The sequence below is a fragment of the Nocardia sp. NPDC052566 genome, assembly GCF_044547285.1.
GTDB lineage: Bacteria > Actinomycetota > Actinomycetes > Mycobacteriales > Mycobacteriaceae > Nocardia.
This window is the reverse complement of sequence record NZ_JBIUAF010000007.1, coordinates 586,121-606,635: the sequence shown is the minus strand read 5'-3', so window position 1 is coordinate 606,635 and position 20,515 is coordinate 586,121. Positions and strand designations below refer to the sequence as shown.

Genomic DNA, 20,515 nt, shown 5'->3' with positions numbered 1-20,515 from the left:
CTCCCACTCACCGGGCCGACGCGATGTGTGGCCCACACCGCGTACGCCGTTCTTTCTGGCACAACGTCGGGCGGCATCGGGTGGTTCCCGGTACAGCCGACTCGGTTATCCCAAGTCTCGAACGCACCGTAGCAATTCCCGCAGCGCGGTGTGCGCCGCACCGAGCCTGATCGTCCACCGGTCCCCGGCCAGTTTCAACCGCATCACCTCGGTATGCCGTGGCCCCGCTACGCCGAGGAAGACCGTGCCGACGGGATGTCCGTCCTGTTCGTCCGGTCCGGCGACGCCGGTGAGCGCGATGCCCCAATCCGCGCCGCAGCTGGTGCGCGCGCCGACGGCCAGCTGTTCGGCGGTGCTCGCCGCGACCGGGCCCTCTGTCAGAAGTACTTCGTCACTGACGCCACCGAGGCTGTGTTTGAGATCTGTGGCGTACACCACCAGCCCGCCGCGCAGCACGACGCTCGCGCCGGGCACCCCGGCGATGGTGGCGCTGAGCAATCCGGCGGTCAGCGATTCGGCGGTCGCGACGGTCTGGCCCGCCACACCGAGTGCGCGCACCAGGTCGGCCGCGGACGACTCGGCGGTCAGCGGATCGGTCATCCCCGGGCCCGGCCCGGACCGCCCGCCAGCCAGACCCTGGCGGCCTGACCGACATAGTCGAGGCCGGTGACGACGGTCAGCACCACCGCCACGTACATCAGAATCATTCCGGCAGTGGCGAATCCACCGCTCAGCGGCAGCAGCAGCACCGCGATGGCCAGCGACTGCATCAGGGTCTTCACCTTCCCGCCGCGGCCGGCCGGGATGACACCGCGGCGGACGACGGCGAGGCGAAGCAGGGTGACGCCGATTTCCCGGCCGCAGATGACCAGGGTGATCCACCACGGCAGATCGCCGAGAAGGGAGAGCCCGATCACCGCGGCGCCGATCAGCGCCTTGTCCGCGATCGGATCGGCGAGCTTGCCGAAATCGGTGACCAGACCGTATTTGCGTGCCAGTTGCCCGTCGAAGCGATCGGTGATGGCGGCGATGCCGAACAGCGCGGCCGCCGCGATCCGCCAGCCCGCGTCGTGCCCGCCGTCGGCGAACAGGGCGAGCACGAACAGCGGGACCAGCGCGATCCGCAGCATGGTCAGGATGTTCGCGATATTCATCAACGGCACCGACGGCTCGGTCTGCGTCGGCACGAAACCCGCGCGCACCGGCGCGGGTTCGACCCAGGGGCGATCGTCGGGCTGCACGCTCATGCCCCCGCCTCGATCACGCGCGATTCATGCCCAACACGCCGACCGGCAGGGTGCGGTGAGCGCGGCGATTGGATGTAGGGCACACGTTCAGACTATCGGTAACCGGGCCGACTACTGTGCACCCCATGACCTCTCGGGGACCACTAGGTGGTTCGACCAGCGACGCGCATCCGGTCGCGGCATCTGCCGCGCATGGCTCCATTCCGGTTGTCCGACGCGCGCGAACCTCCGATGTGCCCGAGATCAAACGCCTCGTCGATGTCTACGCCGGCCGGATCCTGCTGGAGAAGAACCTGGTCACCCTGTACGAAGCGGTGCAGGAGTTCTGGGTCGCCGAACTGGACGGCCGGGTGGTCGGCTGTGGCGCACTGCATGTGCTGTGGGCCGATCTCGGCGAGGTGCGCACGGTCGCGGTGCATCCGGATGTCAAGGGCAGCGGTGTCGGCAGGCTCGTCGTGCAGCGGCTCGTCGAGGTGGCTCGTGAACTGGAACTGCAGCGGCTGTTCGTGCTGACCTTCGAGGTGGACTTCTTCGGGCGGCACGGGTTCGTGGAGATCGAGGGCACCCCGGTGACCGCCGAGGTCTACGCGGAGATGTGCCGCTCCTACGACACCGGCGTCGCCGAATTCCTCGACCTGAGCTACGTGAAGCCGAACACCCTCGGCAATACTCGAATGCTGCTGAACCTCCGCTAGACCGCTAGAAAGGATCCGCCGGTGCCGATCTTCGCCGTCGACTACACCTATTCCGAGGCGACCGTCGCGGGCCGCGACACCCACCGTCCGGCCCATCGGGCCTGGTTGGCCGGCCTGCTCGAGGCGGGCACCCTGCTGATGAGCGGCCCGTACACCGACGGCAGCGGCGCGCTGCTGATGTTCCAGGCCGACGACGAGGCCGCGATGAAGGCACTGCTCGCCGAGGATCCGTTCGCCCGCGAGAACCTCATCGCCGAGGTCCGCGCGGTGGAATGGCTGCCGGTGATGGGCCCGTTCACCGCCTGACCCGCCTGCTACGCGCGAGCACCCCTGCCGACCATCCCGCAGGGGTGCTCGCGCGTTGCCGAGGGAAAACGGGTTTGCCAGCGGCGCGGCAAGGGGAGTTAGCAAACTTCTGGTGACTTGCCGCGCGAATTTGCTGACGAACACAGGCCGCGCGAGGCAGACTCTGATCTCGTGCGTAGATCCCTGGTGATTTTCGCGTCTACCGTCGCCGCCGCGCTGCTCCTGGCCGGCTGCGACCATGCGGCGGACGACTCCGCCCGCAATGCCACCACCGCCGGTCGCCCCCGACCGGGTCCCGTCGACCCCGAGGTCTACCGCTCCGACGGTGGCTACTACTTCCAATCCGCGGACCGCTCCATCACCTGCGGCATCCTCGACGAGGCGGTCGGCCAGCCGCGCCGCTTCACCGGCTGCCAGGGCACCACCGTGCCCGCCCCGCCGGAGATGCAGGCCTGCTGGAGTACCGATCCGGAGTCCGCCGCGCTCGCTGTCGGCGAGAATGCCGGATACCTGTGCGTGAACGAGGGCATGTTCGTCCGTCCGGACGCGAATGCCAAGGCGCCCAAGGCAGGTGGCCCGGTGCTGCCCGCCGGATCCAGCCTGAGCGTGCACGGGTTCACCTGCCAGGCCCAGCCCGTCGGCATCGTGTGCCGCAACGATGCCAACGGGAGCGGCTTCGAGATCGCGCCCGGCAGCAACCGGGTGTTCTGAGTTCTTCGAGTGTGCCGAGTTACTCGGAGCCGGAACGACTTTCGACGGCGCCGCGGGTCTTGATCAGGCTCGCGACCGTCGCGATGACCAATATCCCGAGGATGACGCCGAGCGAGATCGTCGTGGAGATCTCCGGCACGGCGACATGCTCACCGCCGTTGATGAACGGCAGCGTGTTCTCGTGCAGCGCGTGCAGCACCAGCTTGACGCCGATGAACGCGAGGATGGCCGCCAGTCCGTAGGACAGGTAGACGAGGCGGTCGAGCAGGCCGCCGATGAGGAAGTACAGCTGCCGCAAACCCATGAGCGCGAACGCGTTCGCGGTGAACACCAGGTAGGGCTCGTTGGTCAGGCCGTAGATGGCCGGGATCGAGTCGAGCGCGAACAGCAGATCCGCGAAGCCGATCGCCAGCAGCGCGAGCAGCAGCGGGGTGACCACCTTGCGCCCGGCGATCCGGGTGACGAGCTTGTCGCCGTCGTACTGGTCGGTGGTCGGCAGCACGCGCTTGGCCAGCGCGACGATGCGACTGTCGCGTCGCTCTTCGGCCTCGGTTTCGTGGCCGCTCTCCCGCAGCAGGTTCACGGCGGTGTAGATCAGGAACGCGCCGAACAGATAGAACACCCAGCTGAACGCGCTGATCGCGGCCGCGCCGACAGCGATGAACGCACCGCGCATCACCAGCGCGAGCACGATGCCGATCAGCAGCACCTTCTGCTGGTAGATCCGCGGCACCGCGAAGCTCGACATGATGATGAGGAAGATGAACAGGTTGTCGACCGAAAGCGCCTTCTCGGTGACGAAGCCCGCGTAGTACTCCCCGGCGAATGTCGAGCCCCATTTCCAGGCCACGAATCCGCCGAAGAGCAGGGCGATGCCGATGTACACCGCCGACCAGAATCCGGATTCACGGAAGGTCGGCTCGTGCGGGGTGCGCACGTGGGCGAAGAAGTCGAAGACGAACAGTCCGAGGATCACCGCGATGGTGATGCCCCATTCGAGTGCGGTTACGTGCATGCGGTCGCCTTGTCGGCGCGGGGTGTCATGTCAGCAAGCATGCCCGATTTGTCCGTTTCTGTCTGCTAGCGGGATGATTGCTGACGATAATTTCACATGCACGGACCCGCACGCGCGTGCCACAGTGCCTCGAGTGACCGACGACTACCTGATCCTCAACAAAGCGAACTGGGACGAGCGGGCACCCGTCCACGCGGCTTCGCGCGACTACGCGGTGCCCCGCTTCCTCGCCGAACCCGATTTCCTCAGCGAGGTCGTGCGCTTCGATCTGCCGCTGCTCGGCGATATCAGCGGGCTGCGCGGCGCGCACCTGCAATGCCATATCGGCACCGACACGCTCTCGCTGGCCAGGCTCGGCGCGACCATGACCGGGCTCGATTTCTCCCCCGCCTCGCTGGCACAGGCCCGGCTGCTGGCCGAAAAGACCGGAGCCGCGATCGATTTCGTCGAAGCCGACGTCTACGACGCGGTGCCTGCGCTCGGCGGCGCGCGGTTCGACCTGGTCTTCACCGGCATCGGCGCGCTGTGCTGGCTGCCGAGCATTGCCCGGTGGGCGCGGACCGTCGCCGCACTGCTGCGGCCGGGCGGGCGGCTGTTCCTGCGCGAAGGCCACCCGATCCTGTGGGCGATGGACGAGAACTTCACCGACCGGCCGACTCTCGGCTATCCGTACTTCGAGCAAACCGAGCCGTTGGTCTTCACCGACGGCTCGACCTACGTCGACAACGACGCCGAGTTCACCCAGATCACCACGCACGAGTGGAACCACGGGCTCGGCGAGGTGGTCACCGCGCTGCTCGAGGCGGGGCTGACGATCACCGGACTGGTCGAGCACGACAGCGTGCCATGGGAGGCGTTGCCCGGGCTGATGACTCGCGACGAGCACGGTGAATGGCGGCTCACCGAGCATCCGGAGCGGATGCCGCTCAGCTATACCCTGCAAGCGAGCAAACACTGAAGGACGCGACACGGACAACACCGTAAAGCGGTTTCCTCCGAAGCATTTGGGTGTTAACGTCAGTACACCGATTCCGAATGACTCCGAAAGGCACAGCAATGACCGGGCAGCCCCAGCAGCGACTTCGCTTGCTAAACGGTGCCTGGTTTGCGCGCGCCTATGTCACGACCTCGGCCAAGCTGCTAGTCCAGCGGTCGATGCGTGCCAGGAGCGGCCCCTGACGGTCTCGCTGACCTGCGAGAAGGGGTCACTCCACGGCGATAAGCCAAGGAGTGACCCCTTTTTCGTATGCGGATGTAGCTCAACTGGCAGAGCAACGATCTCCAAAGTCGTCGGCTGGGGGTTCGAATCCCTCCCTCCGCGCCACAACTACACAGCGAATTCCCGGCAGCGGGCCCGTTGCGCGCATCGCAACCACCGATCGTTCAATTCCTCCCACTGCCACAACGTTTCGCCGCACCCGCGCCGAAACACATTCCCTCGTAGCCCAACTGGAAGAGGCACCACCCTCAGGAGGTGGTAAGTGCGAGTTCGAATCTCGCCGAGGGAACCAGCCCATCAGGGCAAGCGCCCGTAGCTCAACGGACAGAGCGCCTGGTTACGAACCAGACGGTTGGAGGTTCGACTCCTCCCGGGCGTGCCGACTACACCAGTGCGGCGGCGGGAGACGGCGACGCCCCTCTCCGCGACACTGGGCTTGCCCGGGTCCGCCCCGGCTCATCCGCGCATCCGAATGCTGCGGAACCAGCCGCCGTGCCAATCAGCTCGGGCAAGGCCGGAAATAGGCTGCGGCGGACAGGAACACCGCCGCTGGCCTGCGCCAGCGCCGGGCGTCGCTGTGCCTGCTGGGCTATCGCCAGCCGTATCGGCCGGCTCGGCTCGGCCCTGCCATGACCGGGAGCCTGGTTCCCTTCCTGACTACGGGCGTCCGTGGACAACCCGAGGTTCTGGCCTGTACACAAGCAGAGTTACGACAGAAGGGCGGGGGCACTATGGAATTCAGGCACGCAAAGGTGCGGGCGCGGTTCAGAGCAGCGACCGCGATGCTCGCGGCGACGACGCTGTTGAGCGTTGTCCAGGCCCCCAGCGCGGATGCGGCACCGTTCGGATCCGCGGACGTCGGATTCGCGGAGGGATCATCCCCCTCGGGCGCCGACCTCGAGCAGCGGCTGACGGGGATGCAGCAGGTGATGGGATCACAGCAGCCTCTCCTCCGGCTCGACCTCGATTGGTGGTACGTCGAGGATCAACAGGGAGCGGCGCTGCGTTGGGATCGGGTGGACCCCGCAGTCGACGCGGCAGCCGCTCGGGGGATGAAAGTGCTTCTGGTCCTGGCCTATGCGCCGCCATGGGCCAACGGCGGACACAGCAACGACAAGTGGTTCCCTGTCCGGGATCGGGACTGGAGTTCCATCGTCGACCGCACAGTCGCGCATTTCGGTAACAAAGTCCATGCCTACGAGGTCTGGAACGAACCCAACTTCGTCTCTTTCGGCAACTACGGCAGCGACCGAAAGACCAGATATTGGCAGCTGGTGCGGATTGCCAAACAACGAGTGAAGGCGCGATGCTCGACGTGTGTCGTGCTCGCCGGTGCGTCGGGAGGAGGAACTCCGGAATCCGGGGGAAACCCCAATGAATCCGCCGTGTGGCTCGACTGGGCGTACACCCACGGATACAAACTCGACTTCGATGCGGTGGCCCATCACCCATACCCCGCCTGGAGTTCGGGCAAGGGTCCGGCCGATCCTGAGTGCGTCAACCGATGGTGGAACATGTTCGGCCCGGCCGCCGAGAGCCCCGTCTGCGGTGAACTGGCGCTCGTGCACTCGGTGATGGTCGAGCGAGGCGACAGTGGCAAGAAGATTTGGGCAACCGAATTCGGCTATCCGACCGAGGGCCTATCCAGCATCCCAAGCCGGGAAATAATCCGAAACTACCTGGTGCAGGGGGTGAACATGTGGCGAAGCCTCCCATACACGGGACCGCTTTTCCTCTACTCGTATCGAGACAGGTGTAGCGACGCCACGGACCCCGAGTGCCACTTCGGCATGGTGACAGATACATTCACCGCCAAAGAACCGATCACTGCCGACCTCGGCCGAGCACTGCGCGGCGATTCCGGCTGACCCAGCCGTTCTGGATTTCGGCGGGTACGGTGCCACCGCGACTATCTTGTGGCGGCACCTGAGGTGGCGGGGTCGGAATGGGTTGCGGCCAGGCGGAGTCCGAAGGAACCGAGGATACGGAACGCGGGCAACAGGTCGGTGCCGAGCTCGGTCACGGCGTAGACGTCGACGAGGGTCGCGCCGAGCCGACGCACCTCGCGGGTGATCAGTCCCGCCTCCTCCAGGCTCCGCAGGTTCCGGGTGAGCTCCTTGGCGCTGATGCCCGCAATCGTGTTCAGCAGGCTGTTGTACCGCTGCTCACCCTCCATGAGAAGCGAGCGCAGCACCAGCATCCGCCACCTCCCGCCGATGGTTCGGATGGCCAGATCGACCGGGCATGCCGACGCGTCGGCATGAGCAACGAATTCCATGGATTCACGCTACCCGTTCCCGAATGCGGCTGCGGCTACGCACCTTTCGGTGCGTTGATGCCATGGCCGATGGTCTCTAGCGTCGGATGGGAACGAAATGATGAGCAGGAGAGTGGCGTGGTCGAAGCACATAAGGAAGTTGTCCGCAGAATTGTTCACGAGGTGTTCGAGCAGGGAAAGTTGGAGCTCGTCGACGAGTTGCTCGCCGAGGATTTCGTCGACCATTCGCTGCAGCACGCGCTGTTCTTCGGCGCTGACTCCGGCCGCGAAGGTTTCAAGAAGATGACCATGCTGGCTCGCGCCGGAGTGCACGATCTCACCGCGGAATTGGACCTCGTGGTGGCCGAGGGCGATCTCGTCGCGGCGCGCGTTCTCGCCAAAGGTGTGCACGGCGGAGAGCTCCTCGGCGTGCCGCCGACGGGAAGGCCGGTCGATCTGGCCGACTATCACTACTTCCGATTCCGGGACGGCAAGGTCCGCGAGCACTGGAATCAATTCAACGCATTGGAAGTGCTACAGCAACTGGGCGCCATCGCGCAGCCATGACTTCCGGAAACGAGAAACGATGAGTGAGAACATCGCGATACCCGAAGCGCCGGTGAACGAACCGGTCACGATCATCAACGCCTTCAGCATGCCGCCGCAGGAGGCGGAGCGGTTCCTGGAGTTGTGGCAGGACAATGCCGCCGCGATGTCGGCCCCTCGGTGGAGTGACCATCAACCGCCGTATCGGGCCGCATCCGTAGTGGGTCCGTCTCGGGCGGGGTAGCTCGCGGCCGAGTGCTCGACCGGCTTCCACGGAGATGGACCGCCCGATCGGCTCACCTTTCCGAGCTGCTCCGAGCCCATTTCCGCTCCCGCTCGCTCGACATGCGCACGCTCGGCGTGGATCTCATAGCTTTGCGGCCAGCGCCCGGTCTCGATGATCTGCGCCGACGATGCGCCGCTACGGAACATCGGCCATGCGCCCCTACATCTTCCACAGCGCACGATGGCATCGTAGGGGCCGCGCGAACGCCAGTCGTTGAGCGAAACCGGATATCCGAGCACCTGCACACGATTGGCCGTAAGCACAGCCCCGAATGTTCGCTTCTCACACAGCGGGCATAGCAGAATGCCGACAAGGAACTGCGTATGTTCGTCGGAATATGCAACGTCCGAGTTCGGCATCTGCCCCCACTTGCTCTGCGTCGGTGCGACGCATTCATTGTGCCCCCGCGGACTCGCGAAAACCGCCTCTCCGAGAACGGATCTCGGATTCCGGCGGAGCGGCAGGCTCGATCAGCCGATGGGCGGTGCGAGGTATTGCAGCGCATAGCCGTTGCCGGAGGGGGTGATGCGGGCGATGCCGGGTGAGTCGAGGTGGGCGCCGGCTACGAAGTGGTGTGGGCGGGTCAGTTGGTCGAGGAGGGTCGCTCGCGCCGCGCGGGCCTGGGACTGGTCGCCGTCGAATTCCCAGGACACGTGCGGCTGTTCGAATTGGAGGGTGGGAACATGAACGGTGTCGCCCCAGACGAGTAAATGGCCGGTGCCGCTGGCGATGTCGTAGACGGTGTGGCCGGGTGTGTGCCCCGGTGTCGGGACGGCGGTGGTCCAGTCGTTGATCGCGACCCGCTCCGGCACCGGTACGACTCGGTCGCGGATCGGCTCGAGGCGCCCCGTGAACACCGAGGTGTCGCCCGTGCCGATCCACACGCGCTCGAGTTTCGGGAACGCCTCCGCACCGCCCGGCGCGATCAGACCGCTCACGTGGTCTTCGTGATTGTGGGTGATCGCCACGTCGGTGATCTGCGCGCGGTCGATGCCCGCTTCGTCGAGCGCGTCGTAGATCAGCCCCATGGTGGGGTCGTGCCAGTTGTCGGACGCGCCGGTGTCGATGAGAACCGACCGTGTGCCGTCCGTGACGTAGAAGGCGTTGACCGACAGCCGCAAGTTGTCGCCGACCAGCGGTACGGCGGGCGGCAGTTCGTCGAGCGTGCACCCATCCTCGTCGCGGAGCCGCGTCGGCGGCATGTCGATGTATCCGTCTCGCAACGAGATCACCCGCAGATCACCGAATTCGAAGATGGCATGGTGCTGGCCACTCGAGATCAAACGCATGGAACCCTCCGGCATGTCGAGCGCGTATCGCTCATCTCCTATAGAAGAGACTATCTTCTATAGGAGAAACATACACTGTGGGCGGCACGATAGGTACCCATCGATCGAGGAGCACGGTGGTCGAGCAAGAAGACGCGACCGAACCACAGCACGGTGACGATCTGGCCGGCGCGTTCGGCGGTAACGTGCGGCGACGCCGCGAGGAGGCGGGCCTGACGCTGGAGCAGCTGTCCACGCAGTCGTCGGTCAGCCGGGCGATGCTGTCCAAGGTCGAACGCGGTGAGAAGAGCCCGACGATCGGGGTCGCGTCCAGGATCGCCCACGCGCTCGACACGTCGCTCTCGGAGCTGATCGGCGGGCCGGCGGCTACCGCGTCCGGCGTGGCCGTTGTCATGCGCAAGGACGACCGCCCCGTCTTCCGCGACCCGGAAACCGGCTTCGAGCGGCATATGGTGTCAGCGGCCCCGGGCGTGGGAGGAGGCGAGATGGTCGTCCACTACCTCCCCGCACAGGTCTCTACCGGGCTGCTGCCCGCCTATCCGCCGGGTACGGAGAAACAGCTCGTAGTCCTCGAAGGCACCCTCACCGTGGCGATCGGCGGGATCAGCGAGACCCTGAACACCGGCGACTCCCTGTTCTTCCAGGCCGACGCGGACCACGGCTTCGCCAACCGAACGAACGCCCCCTGCGAATACATCATGGTCATCTCGCGCAGACCCTGATCATTACCGCCGGACACGCGCCACGCGCGGGGAACACCGTTCAGCTATCGCGGTTCTGTTAAAACCGCCTCTCCGAGAACGGATCTCGGCTCGCCGACTATCGAGGAAACATTCACGACCCTGACCGCCCGCGGCCTCGATCGCGGCGACGGTTTCCCCGGCGGGGCCGGCGTCGAGATCGTTGACCACGACGGACGTGCCTTCGGAAGCGAGTTTCATCGCGATCGCACGGCCGATGCCGCGGCCCGCGCCGGAGACGACGGCGACCTTGCCGTCGAGTGTTCCCATGGTGCGCAATGCCTTTCAGAGCGCGACGACGGCGACGCCGGTGCGGCCGCCGTCGACGTCGAGGACGGTGCCGTGGACGAAGGCGGCGGCGTCGGAGGCGAGGTTGATGATGACGCCGTCACGCATCGTCGGTGCGACGGCTTGGGTGAGGAAGAACGGCGCTTTGACGTTCACCGCGTAGACGCGATCGAACATTTCCTCGTCGACGGTCGCGGTGGTGGACGGTGGGTAGATGCCCGCGTTGTTGACGAGGATGTCGATGCGGCCGCCCAATCGGTCGGTCGCCGCGTCGGCGAGTGCGCGTGCGGTGGCCGCGGTGCCGTCGAGATCGGCGGCGACGAAATCGGCGCGCCCGCCCGCCCCGCGAATCTCCTCGATCACTGCGGCGCCGCGGATCTCGTCGCGCCCCGAGACGATCACGTGCGCGCCCGCCGCCGCGTACGCGAGGGCGATCGCCCGCCCGATATTGCTGGTGGAACCGGTGATCAGTGCGGTCTTACCGGTGAGCTGTCCTGTCATGGTTACCACCGTCGTACCTGACGGGGACGGTGCACATCCGTCAGCTGACGCTGAGCGCTACGTAGGTCATCCGCCGCCCACCTCCGACTGCGCTCGGCGCAGGCATGCGGTTGGGCCGTGCTGGTCCGACCGTATGCTGTGCCAGCCGATCACTTGGGCCACGGTTTACCCCAGAGCCTGTAGGGCGGGGTGATGGGATCGGTGTCGCAGTAGAAGTCGACGAGGACGTGTTCCCGTTTGAACTGGTAACCGGCGTCGCGACAAGCACGTTCATTCCAGTACCTGGCGATGAGGTCGTACCCCGGTCTGCCTTGGGGACCCAATTGGGTTTGCCCCGGCGTATCCGGAGTATCGATCGCGTAGGCCGGAGCGGTGGCCCCCGCGAGCGCCAGAATCGCGATCCCGACGCCGACGATCGCTGTACGTGCACGCATCATTGAGTTCCTGATCTCTCTCGGGCAGGTCGATCCCCTTCGGCGGGATCACCCATCGACTTGACCGAACTCCCAATCCGAATGTGACACGGGACATGGATGCTCGACATTCCCGCATCACTCCGGCCGTCCGGATGCAGGTACGTTCAGGACATGGGGAGTTCGACCGGTGCGGTGCACCGATCAGGGAAATTTCGTCGTCCGATCGCGATCGTGGCCGGTCTGGTGGTGGCGCTGACGGTCGCGGGCCTGGCGCCGAGTTGGTGGTGCGGCCGGGATGCCGACGCGTGGTTCGACGGAGATCCGGGGCGGGTTCGCGGGCTGGCAGACGAGTTGGTGGCGTTCGAGGTCGATAACGACCAACGGCGTGCATCGGGCTCTACCGATGAGCTCGTCGGGATGTGGGGGCTGCTCGCGCATCAGATGACGGCGCTGGGGTTGGCGCAGGTGGTGCTGGCCCATCCCGAGTGGCGGGAACGCTACGCCCCCATCGTGACTCGCGCCGCCGCCGAGAGCCTGCGGCCCGAGATGCGCCAGCTCTTCACCGATACCTGGCACGGCGAGGACGGGCTGGCGGCCCAGGACAGTCCGAACGGCCATGCGTACCTTTCCTATCCCGCCCTCGCGCTCGGCATGGCACGCCTGGTCGATCCGGCGTTTCCACCCGGCCTTGCGGCACAACATGATTCCTTGATCGCTGCTTACGAGCGGCGGCTACTCGCCTCGCCGACAGCCCTGCTCGACACCTTCCCCGGCGAGGCCTACCCCACCGATGTGGCGGCCGTCGCCGCCGCGATCGCGGTGCACGGCCGTGCCACCGGCACCGATCACACGGCGGTGCTCACGCACTGGGCGAAGCAGGTGCGCGCGGTGCAGATCGATCGAGACACCGGGCTGGTGTGGCAGCGGATGGGGAGTGATGGGCGCACGCATGACGCGCCGCGCGCCTCGGGCACCGGATTGGCCGCCTATTTCACCGGTTTCGCGGATCGGGGGCTCGCCGCGGAGTTGGCGGACGGATTGTTCGGCCAGGAGCGCAGCATTCTCGGCTTCGGCGCGATCCACGAATACGGCAACGGCTACGACGGTGCCGGGGATATCGACAGCGGCCCGGTGATACTCGGAATATCGGTCTCGGCAACGGGTTTCGCGCTCGCCCCGGCCCGCTCGCTCGGTCATCGCGACGTGTTCACCCGCATGTACCGCACCGCCGACCTCGCCGGTCTGCCGCTGCGGAGCGGGAACCGCCTGCGCTTCGCCAACGGCGGGGTGATCGGTAACGCGTTGCTGCTCGCCTTCCTCACCTCCGGACCGGAGCTGGCGCGATGAGACTGTCATGGCTGCGCGCCGGGTGGCGGTTCCTGCGCCTACCGCTGATCCTGGTCGTGCTGTATCTCGTGCTGCGCCTGGTGTTGGCAGCGTTGTCGGAGCGGCAGGGGTTCGGTTCGCCCGACGGCACCGGCCTCGCCTACCTCGCGGTCGCGGCCGCGGTTTCGGCGCTGCGCGTGGGGTTGCTCGTCCTCGTGCCCGCCGTGCTCGCCTATCGCCTTGTGGTGCAGGTGACTACGCGCCTGCTGGGCGGGGCCGATGCACCGGCCCCGCCCAGCAACGCCGAATCGGACTATCCCCGTGCGGCGGACCGCGACTTCCAGGCCAGCAGCACCGCCTGCACGACGAAGAACACACCACCGCCGGTGGCATAGGTCGACAGCACGTCCAACGAAGGTTCCGGGCCGATGGCCTGGGCGAAATAGAAGGCGCCGACCAGGAAGGACAGGCCACCGGAGATCAGCGTCGGCCATTGCTTGCCGAAGACCGGCCCGCGCCGGTGCACGCCGACGATCAATTGGGCCGCACCGGATATCACGGCCCAGACGCCGAAGACGCCGAGCACCGCGGGCGCACCGCCGACCGGTCCGGCGACCCCGAGGGCAAGGGCGGCCAGCGTGCTCACCGCGCCGTTGAGCGCGGTCACCCGGCGCTCGAAACCCGGTGACATCGTGCGATGGTCGATGGCGGACGACACCACGTCGATGAGTGGATAGACGACCAGCAGGATCAGCGCTACGGCGGTCAGCGGGTCGTGGCCCGCGGCGAACGCGAGGGCCCAGCCGATCGCGAGAATGCCGCGGCCGAAGTACAGGCGGATCAGCGGAGAACGCTCAGTGTTCGAAACAGGCAGTGTCGCAGTGGAGTTCATGCCGCAACTCTCACTCGCGGCGGCGGCGCGGCACATCCGTCACCTGACGCCGATCGCGACGTAGCCGACCAGGGACTACGTCGTACCCAGCGTCAGCTGACGGATGTGCTGCCCGCGCCGGGCGGATGACAGTGGGATCGCACACTTTCCCACCAGTCAGGAGCACCAACCCATGGTCGACCACCGACGGAACCGCCTGCGGCGGCACGCATCCCGGACCATCACGGTACTCGCCGCCGGTATCGCCGGCGTCGGCCTCACCCTCGCGTGCACCGCGAGCACGATCACCCTCGCCGGTCCCACCGCCGACGCCCGCAGGCAGTCCCTCGTCACCGACAACGGCGCCGACGACATCAGCTGGCCCGACGTGATCGAGAAGTTGCGCGCGGACTGCGCGGCCGAACAGGCCGCCGCCACCATCTACTGACCCGAAAACCCCACCACCACAGGAGAACACGACCGTGGACCTGAAATTGGAAGTCATCGTCCTGCCCGTCGCCGACGTCGACCGCGCGAAGGCCTTCTACACCGAGCGGCTCGGCTTCCGCCTCGACGCCGACTTCCCGGTCGACGACGGCTACCGCGTCGTCCAGGTGACCCCGCCCGGCTCCGGCTGCTCGATCATCTTCGGCACGGGCGTCACCGCCACGGCGCCGGGCACGGTCGACGGACTGCACCTCATCGTCACCGATATCGAGAAGGCCGTCGCCGCACTGACCGAGCACGGCATCGCGGTGGACGGCCCGTTCCGCGACGCGACCGGCGTCTTCCATCACGCGGGGACCACCGGCCGCGTCGCGGGCGCGCATCCGGAGCGCCGCAGCTACGGCTCCTTCGCCGCCTTCCACGATCCCGACGGCAACGGCTGGTTCCTCCAGGAAATCACCCAGCGCGCGCCCGGACGCTGATCCCACACGGCCCGAAAGCACCCTCATGTCCGAAGAGAACATCCAGACCTACGACGTCATCGTCCTCGGGGCCGGGCCGGTCGGCGAGAACGTCGCCGACCGCACCGTCGCCGCCGGGCTCAGCACCCTGATCGTGGAGGGGGAACTGGTCGGCGGTGAATGCTCCTACTGGGCTTGCGAACCCAGCAAGGCGCTGCTGCGTCCGGCCCTGCTCTACGCGGAGGCCGCGCGCTTCCCCGGCATCGACACCGCGCTCACCGGACGGCTCGATGCCCGCGCGGTCCTGAAACATCGCGACCGCATGTCGGCCGACTGGAACGACAAAGGCCAGGTCGACTGGCTCGATGCCGCGGGTATCACGCTGATCCGCGGCCACGGCCGCCTCGACGGGGTCAGGCAGGTGTCGGTCCTGACCCCCGAGGGCGCGACCGTCCGCTTGCGCGCCAGGCACGCGGTCGCGGTCTGTACCGGCACCCGCGCGGCACTGCCGCCGCTGCCCGGCCTGGACACGCTGCGGGCGTGGACCAGCCGGGAGGCCACCAGCGCCAGGGCCGTGCCGCAGCGCCTCGCCGTGGTGGGCGCCGGGGTGGTCGCCGTCGAAATGGCCACGGCCTGGCGGGCTCTCGGCGCCGAGGTGGTCCTCGTCGCCCGCGAATCGCGGCTGCTCGGCCGCGTCGAAGCCTTCGCCGCGGACCTGGTCGCCGACCGGCTGCGGGCGGCGGGTGTCGATCTGCGCTTCGGCAGGACCATCGTGTCCGCCGAGCGCGCGGGCGAACCCGACGACCGCGTGCACCTCGTCCTCGACGACGGTGCGCTGATCCTCGCCGACGAACTGCTGTTCGCGACCGGACGCGCGCCACGCACCGACGACATCGGCCTCGAAACCGTCGGCCTGACACCGGGCGACTGGCTCGCCACGGACGACACCTTCACCGTGACCGCGGTCGACGGTGAATGGCTCTACGGCGTCGGCGATGTGAACCGTCGGGCGCTGCTCACGCACCAGGGCAAATACCAGGCGCGGATCGCGGGCGCGGTCATCGCCGACCGGGCGCACGGCCGGGATCTCGATACCGCGCCATGGGGGCGGCACGCCGGGACGGCCGATCTCGCCGCCGTCCCACAGGTGGTGTTCACCGATCCGGAGATCGCCGCGGTCGGCCTCAGCAGCGCGGACGCGGACCGCCTCGGCCGTATCGTCGATATCGTCGACTACGACATCGGCCATGTCGCGGGCGCGATCCAGCACGATCCGGAGTATCGCGGCCGGGCGCGCCTGCTCATCGATCCACAGCGCCGGGTGATCGTCGGTGCCACCTTCGCCGGGGCGGGCGTCGCCGAACTCCTGCATTCGGCCACCATCGCCATCACCGGCGAGATCCCCCTCGATCGGCTCTGGCATGCGGTGCCCTCGTTCCCGACGATCAGCGAGGTCTGGCTGCGGCTGCTGGAAACCTATCGGGATCAACGGTCGTAGGCGATCACGAAAAATGCCCACCTGCCACGGAACCCCGTGGCAGGTGGGCATTTTCATCGAACCATCAGCAGAGTTCCCATACCGTGGGCCCGCGGCCGTGCAGCACCGCGGCCTCCGCCCAGTTCCACAGGGACACCGGACCCACGAAAACCGTTGCGGCACCGGACCGGTCCCACCGGAACGCGCGAAACGCGGACATACCGTTCACCTTTCCCGCGCGGCGACGAATTCCAGGACCGCTTCGGCGAAGCGCCGCGGTTCCTCGAGATGCCCCATATGCCCGCTGTGTTCCAGCAGCAGCAGCCGCGAATTCGGAATCAGCTCATGCAGTTCCCGTCCCCAGCGCGGTCCGCAGATGACATCGAACAGGCCGACGACAACCAGCGCGGGAACCTTCAAGCCCGGCAGATCGGCACGGTCGTCGATGAGATCGGGCGACAGATCCGCGTCGAGTCCCGAAATATAGCTCGCCCGAATCGATTCCCGAAACGGCGCCCACCGCTGTTCGTCGCCCCAGTAGTCGGCGAAATACGACGGCAGGATGCCGCGCGCCACCGCGACGGTCTGCTCGTCGCTGGTGATGTTCTGCATCGCGGCGAATACCGCGAGCACCTCGTCCAGTTCGGGCCGGTCGGCGTGCGCGGCGGCGAATTCCTGGATCCGGCGCGCGGCTTCGGCCCCGTGCTCGGGACCGGTGACCGGCGCGCCCTCGTACAGGATGACGCCCGCGAGCCCGGCCGGGCGGTGCAGCGCGTGATAGGCGGCGACGAACGCGCCGTGCGAATGGCCGAGCAGATACACCTCGGGCACGCCGAGGTGATCGATCAGCCGTTGCAACGCAAGGCTGTAGCGCTCACGGGTGTAGCCGTGCGGATGGGTCGGCAGGCGGCCGGATTCGCCGGTGCCGAGCGCCTCGACGTACACCATGGTGAGGTGTTCCTCGAGCGCGGGCATCCGCAGGTACTCCCAGAAGATCCCGGGCCCGCCGGGATGGGCGATGCAGACAGGGCCGTGGCCGTAGACGTGATAGCGCTGCGCGATGCCGTCGGAGTCGACGGTGTGCACGCCGGGTGCGAGCGAGTCCATCACGCCGCCTTCAGTGGACCGGTGAACGACTTGCGCAGCGTCGACGGGCCGATCAGCGGCAGCAGCAGCGCGAGCAGCTTGCCCTTGACCGTGCGCGGGGTGCGGGTCAGCTCGACATCGACCCGGGTGCCGGACGTTTCGGGCGTGGTGCGGAAGACCCAGCCGCCGCCCGCGCCGAACAGTTTGGAGTCCAGCGTCGTGACGGTGACGGTGTCACCGGCCGGTTTCCAGTCGTAGCGTGCGCGTTCCCAGGCGGCGGCGGTACCTTCGGTGACCTCGGCCCAGGTCTCGCCGCGGTCGTGCACGACGAAATGGTCGGCATCGATGGTCGGCCACAGCTCGGCGCGGGCCGGGCCGAAGTCGGTGAGCACTTGCACGACCTCGGCGGGGGTCAGGGTGGACAGGAGATGGAATCGAACGGTAGCCATGGAATTCACCTTCGCCGCGCAGGCCATGGCGGCGAATCAGTCAGATGACGCTGACCGTGACGTATTGGCAGTTCCGGTAGGGTCACGGCGGGTCCGGATGTCGAGGGAGGACCCGGAGAAGGGATACCGCACGATGCCGATGTTCGGACGAGACACCGAGCTGAAAGACCTGGCCGCACTGGTGGAAAGCCCAGGCGAGCACAGCGGAATCCTGATCCAGGGTGAGCCGGGGATCGGAAAGTCGACGCTGGTCGCCGAGGCGATCACGACGGCGGTCGCCGCGCGGTTGCGGGTGCTCAGGACCGCGGGGGCCGAGGCCGAGCAGAACCTCGCCTTCGCCGGATTACAGCGCCTGCTGTTCCCGCTGCGCCGCGGGCTCGAGGCACTGCCCGCCCGCCAATTCGAGGCGCTGTCAGCCGCTTTGGGCATGTCCGACGCCGACGCCGAGCCGAGCCCCTACCTGGTCGGCCTGGCCGCGCTGACCCTGCTTGCCGATACGGCCGCCGAGCAGCCACTGCTGATCGTCGTCGAGGACGTGCACTGGCTCGATCCCGCCAGCAACGAGGTGCTCACCTTCCTCACCCGGCGCATCGACACCGAACCCATCGCCATGATCGCCACCGCGCGCGACGGCTACCGGCTTTCGCTCTGTGAAACGGGATTGACCATGATGCGGCTCGGGCCGCTGTCCGGCGACGACGCGCGGGCGCTGCTCGACCACACCGCACCGGAGCTGCCCGCGGCCATCCGTGCGCGGGTACTCGCCGAAGCGGGCGGCAACCCCCTCGCCCTGACCGAATTGCCCGCGGCGGTGCGCGATCTCACCGACCCCGTCGCGGCGCTGCCGTTGACCGAGCGGCTCGAGGACACCTTCGCCGCCCGTGGCGGCACTCTTCCGGCCGACAGCCGGACCGCGGTGCTTGTCGCGGCGCTCAACGACTGCGCGGCGGTCGCCGAAACACTCACCGCCACCGGCGTTCTGCTCGGCTCCGCCGTCGAGCCGGAGATACTCGAGCCCGCCGTGACGGCCCGGCTGATCGCCATCGATTCCGGCATGATCAGCTTCCGGCATCCGCTGATCCGGTCGGCGCTCGCCGCAAGCGCGGCGGACGACGAACGCCGCCGCGCCCACCTCGCGCTCGCCGGGATGCTCGACGCGGAACCCGATCGGCAGGTGTGGCACCACGCGGCCGGGACCGTCGGCCCCGACGAACAGGTGGCCGCCGAACTCGAAGCGGCCGCCGAGCGGTCCAGGCACCGCGGCGGTGCGATCGCGGCGCTGGAACGCGCCGCGGCGCTCAGCGCCACGCCCGGCCGGCGCGCGGATCGGCTGCTGCGCGCGGCCGAACTGGCCGTCGACTCCGGTCACCGCGACACGGCCGACCGGCTGGTCGACGCCGCGCGCACGCTTCCGCTCACGGCCGGTCAGGATGCCACCGCGAACTGGCTGCTCAGCGGATTCGAGGACGGTATACGCGAAAGTCCTTCGCGCATCGGTGAACTGGCCGCGCTGGCCGCCTCGGTCGCCGCCGACGGCTATCCGGATGCCGCGATGCGGATCCTGTGGGGTGCGGCCATGCGCTGCTTCTGGTCCGAACCCGGGCCCGACACCCGGCGCACGGTGCTCGCCCTCGCCGACACCTTCGGCATTCCCGACGGTGATCCGCGCAAGCTGGCGATCGACTCGATCATTGCCCCGTTCGAGCGCGGCGAACAGGTCCTCGGCCACCTGCGCGCGCACGCCGCGACCGCGGGGCGCGATCCTGAGGTCGATCACTTCCTCAGCAGCGCGGCCTACCAGGTCGGCGCCTTCGACCTCGCGGCCCACTTCGCCGGCGCCGCCGCACCCGGATTCCGTTCCGCCGGGCGGCTCGGACTGCTGTGCCGGGCGCTCGCGATCCAAGCATGGAGCCTGGCCAGGCTCGGCGACCTGGCCGCCGCGGCGCCCATCGCGGCCGAAGCCGCGGCCTTCGCCCAGGAGACCGGGTCGCCGTTCATGCATGCGGTGGTGATCGCGGTACAGGCCGAAATCGCGGCACTGCGCGGGGATTACCCGCAGGCCGTCACACTCGTGGCCGACGCCGAACGGATCGGCCTCGCCGCGGGCGCGCGCCCGGTGCTGGCCACCGTGCAGCTCACCCGCGGGCTCATCGCGCTCGGCCAGGGCCGATTCGACGACGCCTTCACCGATCTGGTTCGCGTGCACGATCCGCGCGACCCGTCCTACTCGCTGGCGCTCGGCGGCTGTTTCCTCACCGAACTCGCCGAGGCCGCGGTCCGCGCAGGGCAGACCGATGCCATGGCTGAGCTGCTGCGCGGGCTGGAGCCGGTGGCCGCGGCAACGCCCTCGCCCGCCTTGCACATCGGAATGCGTTATGCCCGAGCGGTTCTCGCCGGTGATTCGGCCGCGGAGCTGTTCACCGACGCGCTGGCGGCCGATCTCACCGGCTGGCCCGCCGAACGCGGCCGCCTGCACCTGGCCTACGGCGAGTGGCTGCGGCGGCAGCGCCGCGTCGTCGAATCCCGCACCCATTTGCGCACGGCCCGAGAAACTTTCGACGCGCTCGGCTTCACCGCGTGGAGCGAACGGGCCCGCCTGGAACTGCGCAGCGCGGGCGAATCGAGCCCGAACCGCAGCCCGGACGCCCGCGAACAGCTCACGCCGCACGAGCTGAGCATCGCCCAGCTGGCGGCCACCGGCCTCACCAATCGGGAGATCGGGCAGCGGCTGTACCTGTCGCACCGGACAGTCAGCACCCACCTGCACCGCATTTTCCCCAAGCTCGGCATCAGCTCGCGCAGCGACCTGGCGGCGCTGCTACCCGCCGACGGCGATACACCGCGGTAGCCGCGGCGTCACTCCAGCGACAGCGAGTACGTCA

General features: G+C 67.9%; 25 protein-coding genes, 3 tRNA genes and 1 pseudogene. 17 read left to right on the top strand and 12 right to left on the bottom strand.

The window, feature by feature from the left end; translation table 11 throughout:
• Positions 1 to 105: 105 nt before the first annotated feature.
• Together ACIG5A_RS37590 and pgsA are read right to left on the bottom strand one after the other, a co-directional pair.
• The gene (locus ACIG5A_RS37590) at positions 106 to 600 is read right to left on the bottom strand and encodes a CinA family protein (protein WP_397249097.1); all 495 of its coding nucleotides are present in this window, start codon (positions 598 to 600) and stop codon (positions 106 to 108) included.
• Positions 597 to 1,247 (bottom strand): CDP-diacylglycerol--glycerol-3-phosphate 3-phosphatidyltransferase, encoded by a 651-nt coding sequence (gene pgsA / locus ACIG5A_RS37585; protein WP_397249095.1) that lies wholly within the window; start codon positions 1,245 to 1,247, stop codon positions 597 to 599. The genes ACIG5A_RS37590 and pgsA overlap by 4 nt, the downstream gene beginning before the upstream one ends.
• A 125-nt stretch (positions 1,248 to 1,372) precedes the next feature.
• Here pgsA and ACIG5A_RS37580 point away from each other — a divergent pair, with 125 nt between their 5' ends.
• From ACIG5A_RS37580 to ACIG5A_RS37570, 3 genes are all read left to right on the top strand, one after another.
• A complete protein-coding gene (locus ACIG5A_RS37580; protein WP_397249093.1) occupies positions 1,373 to 1,942 on the top strand; it encodes an amino-acid N-acetyltransferase in 570 nt (189 codons plus the stop codon).
• Positions 1,943 to 1,963: 21 nt separating this feature from the next.
• Positions 1,964 to 2,248: a YciI family protein gene (locus ACIG5A_RS37575; protein ID WP_397249091.1), complete on the top strand. Its 285-nt coding sequence runs from the start codon at positions 1,964 to 1,966 to the stop codon at positions 2,246 to 2,248.
• 171 nt (positions 2,249 to 2,419) lie between these two features.
• Positions 2,420 to 2,959, top strand: coding sequence for a hypothetical protein (locus ACIG5A_RS37570; protein WP_397249089.1), 540 nt, complete (start codon positions 2,420 to 2,422; stop codon positions 2,957 to 2,959).
• A gap of 19 nt (positions 2,960 to 2,978) precedes the next feature.
• Here ACIG5A_RS37570 and ACIG5A_RS37565 read toward each other — a convergent pair whose 3' ends face one another.
• Positions 2,979 to 3,974 (bottom strand): TerC family protein, encoded by a 996-nt coding sequence (locus ACIG5A_RS37565; protein ID WP_397249087.1) that lies wholly within the window; start codon positions 3,972 to 3,974, stop codon positions 2,979 to 2,981.
• Positions 3,975 to 4,107: 133 nt separating this feature from the next.
• Between ACIG5A_RS37565 and ACIG5A_RS37560 the strand changes: the two genes are divergently transcribed.
• From ACIG5A_RS37560 to ACIG5A_RS37540, 5 genes are all read left to right on the top strand, one after another.
• Complete coding sequence (locus ACIG5A_RS37560; RefSeq protein WP_397249085.1) at positions 4,108 to 4,932, top strand: class I SAM-dependent methyltransferase; 825 nt, start codon at positions 4,108 to 4,110, stop codon at positions 4,930 to 4,932.
• 290 nt (positions 4,933 to 5,222) lie between these two features.
• Positions 5,223 to 5,298, top strand: a tRNA-Trp gene (locus ACIG5A_RS37555).
• Positions 5,299 to 5,408: 110 nt separating this feature from the next.
• Positions 5,409 to 5,485, top strand: a tRNA-Leu gene (locus tag ACIG5A_RS37550).
• A gap of 14 nt (positions 5,486 to 5,499) precedes the next feature.
• Positions 5,500 to 5,572, top strand: a tRNA-Arg gene (locus ACIG5A_RS37545).
• Positions 5,573 to 5,975: 403 nt separating this feature from the next.
• Positions 5,976 to 7,061: a hypothetical protein gene (locus ACIG5A_RS37540; protein WP_397249083.1), complete on the top strand. Its 1,086-nt coding sequence runs from the start codon at positions 5,976 to 5,978 to the stop codon at positions 7,059 to 7,061.
• Positions 7,062 to 7,102: 41 nt separating this feature from the next.
• On the opposite strand, the gene ACIG5A_RS37535 is transcribed toward ACIG5A_RS37540, so the two are convergent.
• The gene (locus ACIG5A_RS37535) at positions 7,103 to 7,471 is read right to left on the bottom strand and encodes a winged helix-turn-helix transcriptional regulator (RefSeq protein ID WP_397249081.1); all 369 of its coding nucleotides are present in this window, start codon (positions 7,469 to 7,471) and stop codon (positions 7,103 to 7,105) included.
• Positions 7,472 to 7,528: 57 nt separating this feature from the next.
• Here ACIG5A_RS37535 and ACIG5A_RS37530 point away from each other — a divergent pair, with 57 nt between their 5' ends.
• Together ACIG5A_RS37530 and ACIG5A_RS37525 are read left to right on the top strand one after the other, a co-directional pair.
• Positions 7,529 to 8,017, top strand: a complete 489-nt coding sequence (locus ACIG5A_RS37530; RefSeq protein ID WP_397249079.1) for an ester cyclase — start codon at positions 7,529 to 7,531, stop codon at positions 8,015 to 8,017.
• A 19-nt stretch (positions 8,018 to 8,036) separates the two neighbouring features.
• Complete coding sequence (locus ACIG5A_RS37525; RefSeq protein WP_397249077.1) at positions 8,037 to 8,240, top strand: hypothetical protein; 204 nt, start codon at positions 8,037 to 8,039, stop codon at positions 8,238 to 8,240.
• 512 nt (positions 8,241 to 8,752) lie between these two features.
• On the opposite strand, the gene ACIG5A_RS37520 is transcribed toward ACIG5A_RS37525, so the two are convergent.
• Complete coding sequence (locus ACIG5A_RS37520; protein WP_397249075.1) at positions 8,753 to 9,571, bottom strand: MBL fold metallo-hydrolase; 819 nt, start codon at positions 9,569 to 9,571, stop codon at positions 8,753 to 8,755.
• A 116-nt stretch (positions 9,572 to 9,687) separates the two neighbouring features.
• On the opposite strand from ACIG5A_RS37520, the gene ACIG5A_RS37515 reads away from it, so the two are divergent.
• Positions 9,688 to 10,293 carry a helix-turn-helix domain-containing protein gene (locus tag ACIG5A_RS37515; RefSeq protein ID WP_397249073.1) on the top strand — a complete coding sequence of 202 codons (606 nt, stop codon included), beginning with the start codon at positions 9,688 to 9,690 and terminating at the stop codon, positions 10,291 to 10,293.
• 108 nt (positions 10,294 to 10,401) lie between these two features.
• Here the strand turns inward: ACIG5A_RS37515 and ACIG5A_RS37510 are convergent.
• The 3 genes and pseudogenes from ACIG5A_RS37510 to ACIG5A_RS37500 all read right to left on the bottom strand — a co-directional run.
• A pseudogene (locus tag ACIG5A_RS37510) lies at positions 10,402 to 10,581 on the bottom strand (SDR family NAD(P)-dependent oxidoreductase); the annotation flags it as partial.
• A gap of 15 nt (positions 10,582 to 10,596) precedes the next feature.
• Positions 10,597 to 11,100 carry an SDR family NAD(P)-dependent oxidoreductase gene (locus tag ACIG5A_RS37505; RefSeq protein ID WP_397249071.1) on the bottom strand — a complete coding sequence of 168 codons (504 nt, stop codon included), beginning with the start codon at positions 11,098 to 11,100 and terminating at the stop codon, positions 10,597 to 10,599.
• Positions 11,101 to 11,249: 149 nt separating this feature from the next.
• A complete protein-coding gene (locus tag ACIG5A_RS37500; RefSeq protein WP_397249069.1) occupies positions 11,250 to 11,534 on the bottom strand; it encodes a hypothetical protein in 285 nt (94 codons plus the stop codon).
• Between the two features lie 153 nt (positions 11,535 to 11,687).
• Here ACIG5A_RS37500 and ACIG5A_RS37495 point away from each other — a divergent pair, with 153 nt between their 5' ends.
• A complete protein-coding gene (locus ACIG5A_RS37495; RefSeq protein WP_397249067.1) occupies positions 11,688 to 12,863 on the top strand; it encodes a hypothetical protein in 1,176 nt (391 codons plus the stop codon).
• Positions 12,860 to 13,237 carry a hypothetical protein gene (locus ACIG5A_RS37490; protein ID WP_397249065.1) on the top strand — a complete coding sequence of 126 codons (378 nt, stop codon included), beginning with the start codon at positions 12,860 to 12,862 and terminating at the stop codon, positions 13,235 to 13,237. The genes ACIG5A_RS37495 and ACIG5A_RS37490 overlap by 4 nt, the downstream gene beginning before the upstream one ends.
• Here the strand turns inward: ACIG5A_RS37490 and ACIG5A_RS37485 are convergent.
• Positions 13,156 to 13,734 (bottom strand): DUF308 domain-containing protein, encoded by a 579-nt coding sequence (locus ACIG5A_RS37485; RefSeq protein ID WP_397249063.1) that lies wholly within the window; start codon positions 13,732 to 13,734, stop codon positions 13,156 to 13,158. The two genes, ACIG5A_RS37490 and ACIG5A_RS37485, sit on opposite strands and share 82 nt — an antisense overlap.
• A gap of 172 nt (positions 13,735 to 13,906) precedes the next feature.
• Between ACIG5A_RS37485 and ACIG5A_RS37480 the strand changes: the two genes are divergently transcribed.
• The 3 genes from ACIG5A_RS37480 to ACIG5A_RS37470 are packed head-to-tail and all read left to right on the top strand — an operon-like array spanning position 13,907 to position 16,119.
• On the top strand, positions 13,907 to 14,161 hold the full coding sequence (locus tag ACIG5A_RS37480; protein WP_397249061.1) for a hypothetical protein: 255 nt from the start codon (positions 13,907 to 13,909) through the stop codon (positions 14,159 to 14,161).
• Between the two features lie 34 nt (positions 14,162 to 14,195).
• Positions 14,196 to 14,642, top strand: coding sequence for a VOC family protein (locus ACIG5A_RS37475; protein ID WP_397249059.1), 447 nt, complete (start codon positions 14,196 to 14,198; stop codon positions 14,640 to 14,642).
• A 25-nt stretch (positions 14,643 to 14,667) separates the two neighbouring features.
• On the top strand, positions 14,668 to 16,119 hold the full coding sequence (locus ACIG5A_RS37470; protein WP_397249057.1) for a dihydrolipoyl dehydrogenase family protein: 1,452 nt from the start codon (positions 14,668 to 14,670) through the stop codon (positions 16,117 to 16,119).
• A gap of 64 nt (positions 16,120 to 16,183) precedes the next feature.
• On the opposite strand, the gene ACIG5A_RS37465 is transcribed toward ACIG5A_RS37470, so the two are convergent.
• From ACIG5A_RS37465 to ACIG5A_RS37455, 3 genes are read right to left on the bottom strand one after another with little or no spacing between them, the layout of a single operon-like run.
• Positions 16,184 to 16,318, bottom strand: coding sequence for a hypothetical protein (locus tag ACIG5A_RS37465; RefSeq protein ID WP_397249055.1), 135 nt, complete (start codon positions 16,316 to 16,318; stop codon positions 16,184 to 16,186).
• Positions 16,319 to 16,323: 5 nt separating this feature from the next.
• On the bottom strand, positions 16,324 to 17,205 hold the full coding sequence (locus ACIG5A_RS37460) for an alpha/beta fold hydrolase (protein ID WP_397249053.1): 882 nt from the start codon (positions 17,203 to 17,205) through the stop codon (positions 16,324 to 16,326).
• The gene (locus ACIG5A_RS37455) at positions 17,205 to 17,633 is read right to left on the bottom strand and encodes a hypothetical protein (RefSeq protein ID WP_397249051.1); all 429 of its coding nucleotides are present in this window, start codon (positions 17,631 to 17,633) and stop codon (positions 17,205 to 17,207) included. Before ACIG5A_RS37455 ends, ACIG5A_RS37460 begins: the two co-directional genes overlap by 1 nt.
• A 97-nt stretch (positions 17,634 to 17,730) precedes the next feature.
• On the opposite strand from ACIG5A_RS37455, the gene ACIG5A_RS37450 reads away from it, so the two are divergent.
• A complete protein-coding gene (locus ACIG5A_RS37450) occupies positions 17,731 to 20,481 on the top strand; it encodes an ATP-binding protein (protein WP_397249049.1) in 2,751 nt (916 codons plus the stop codon).
• Positions 20,482 to 20,515 lie beyond the last annotated feature (34 nt).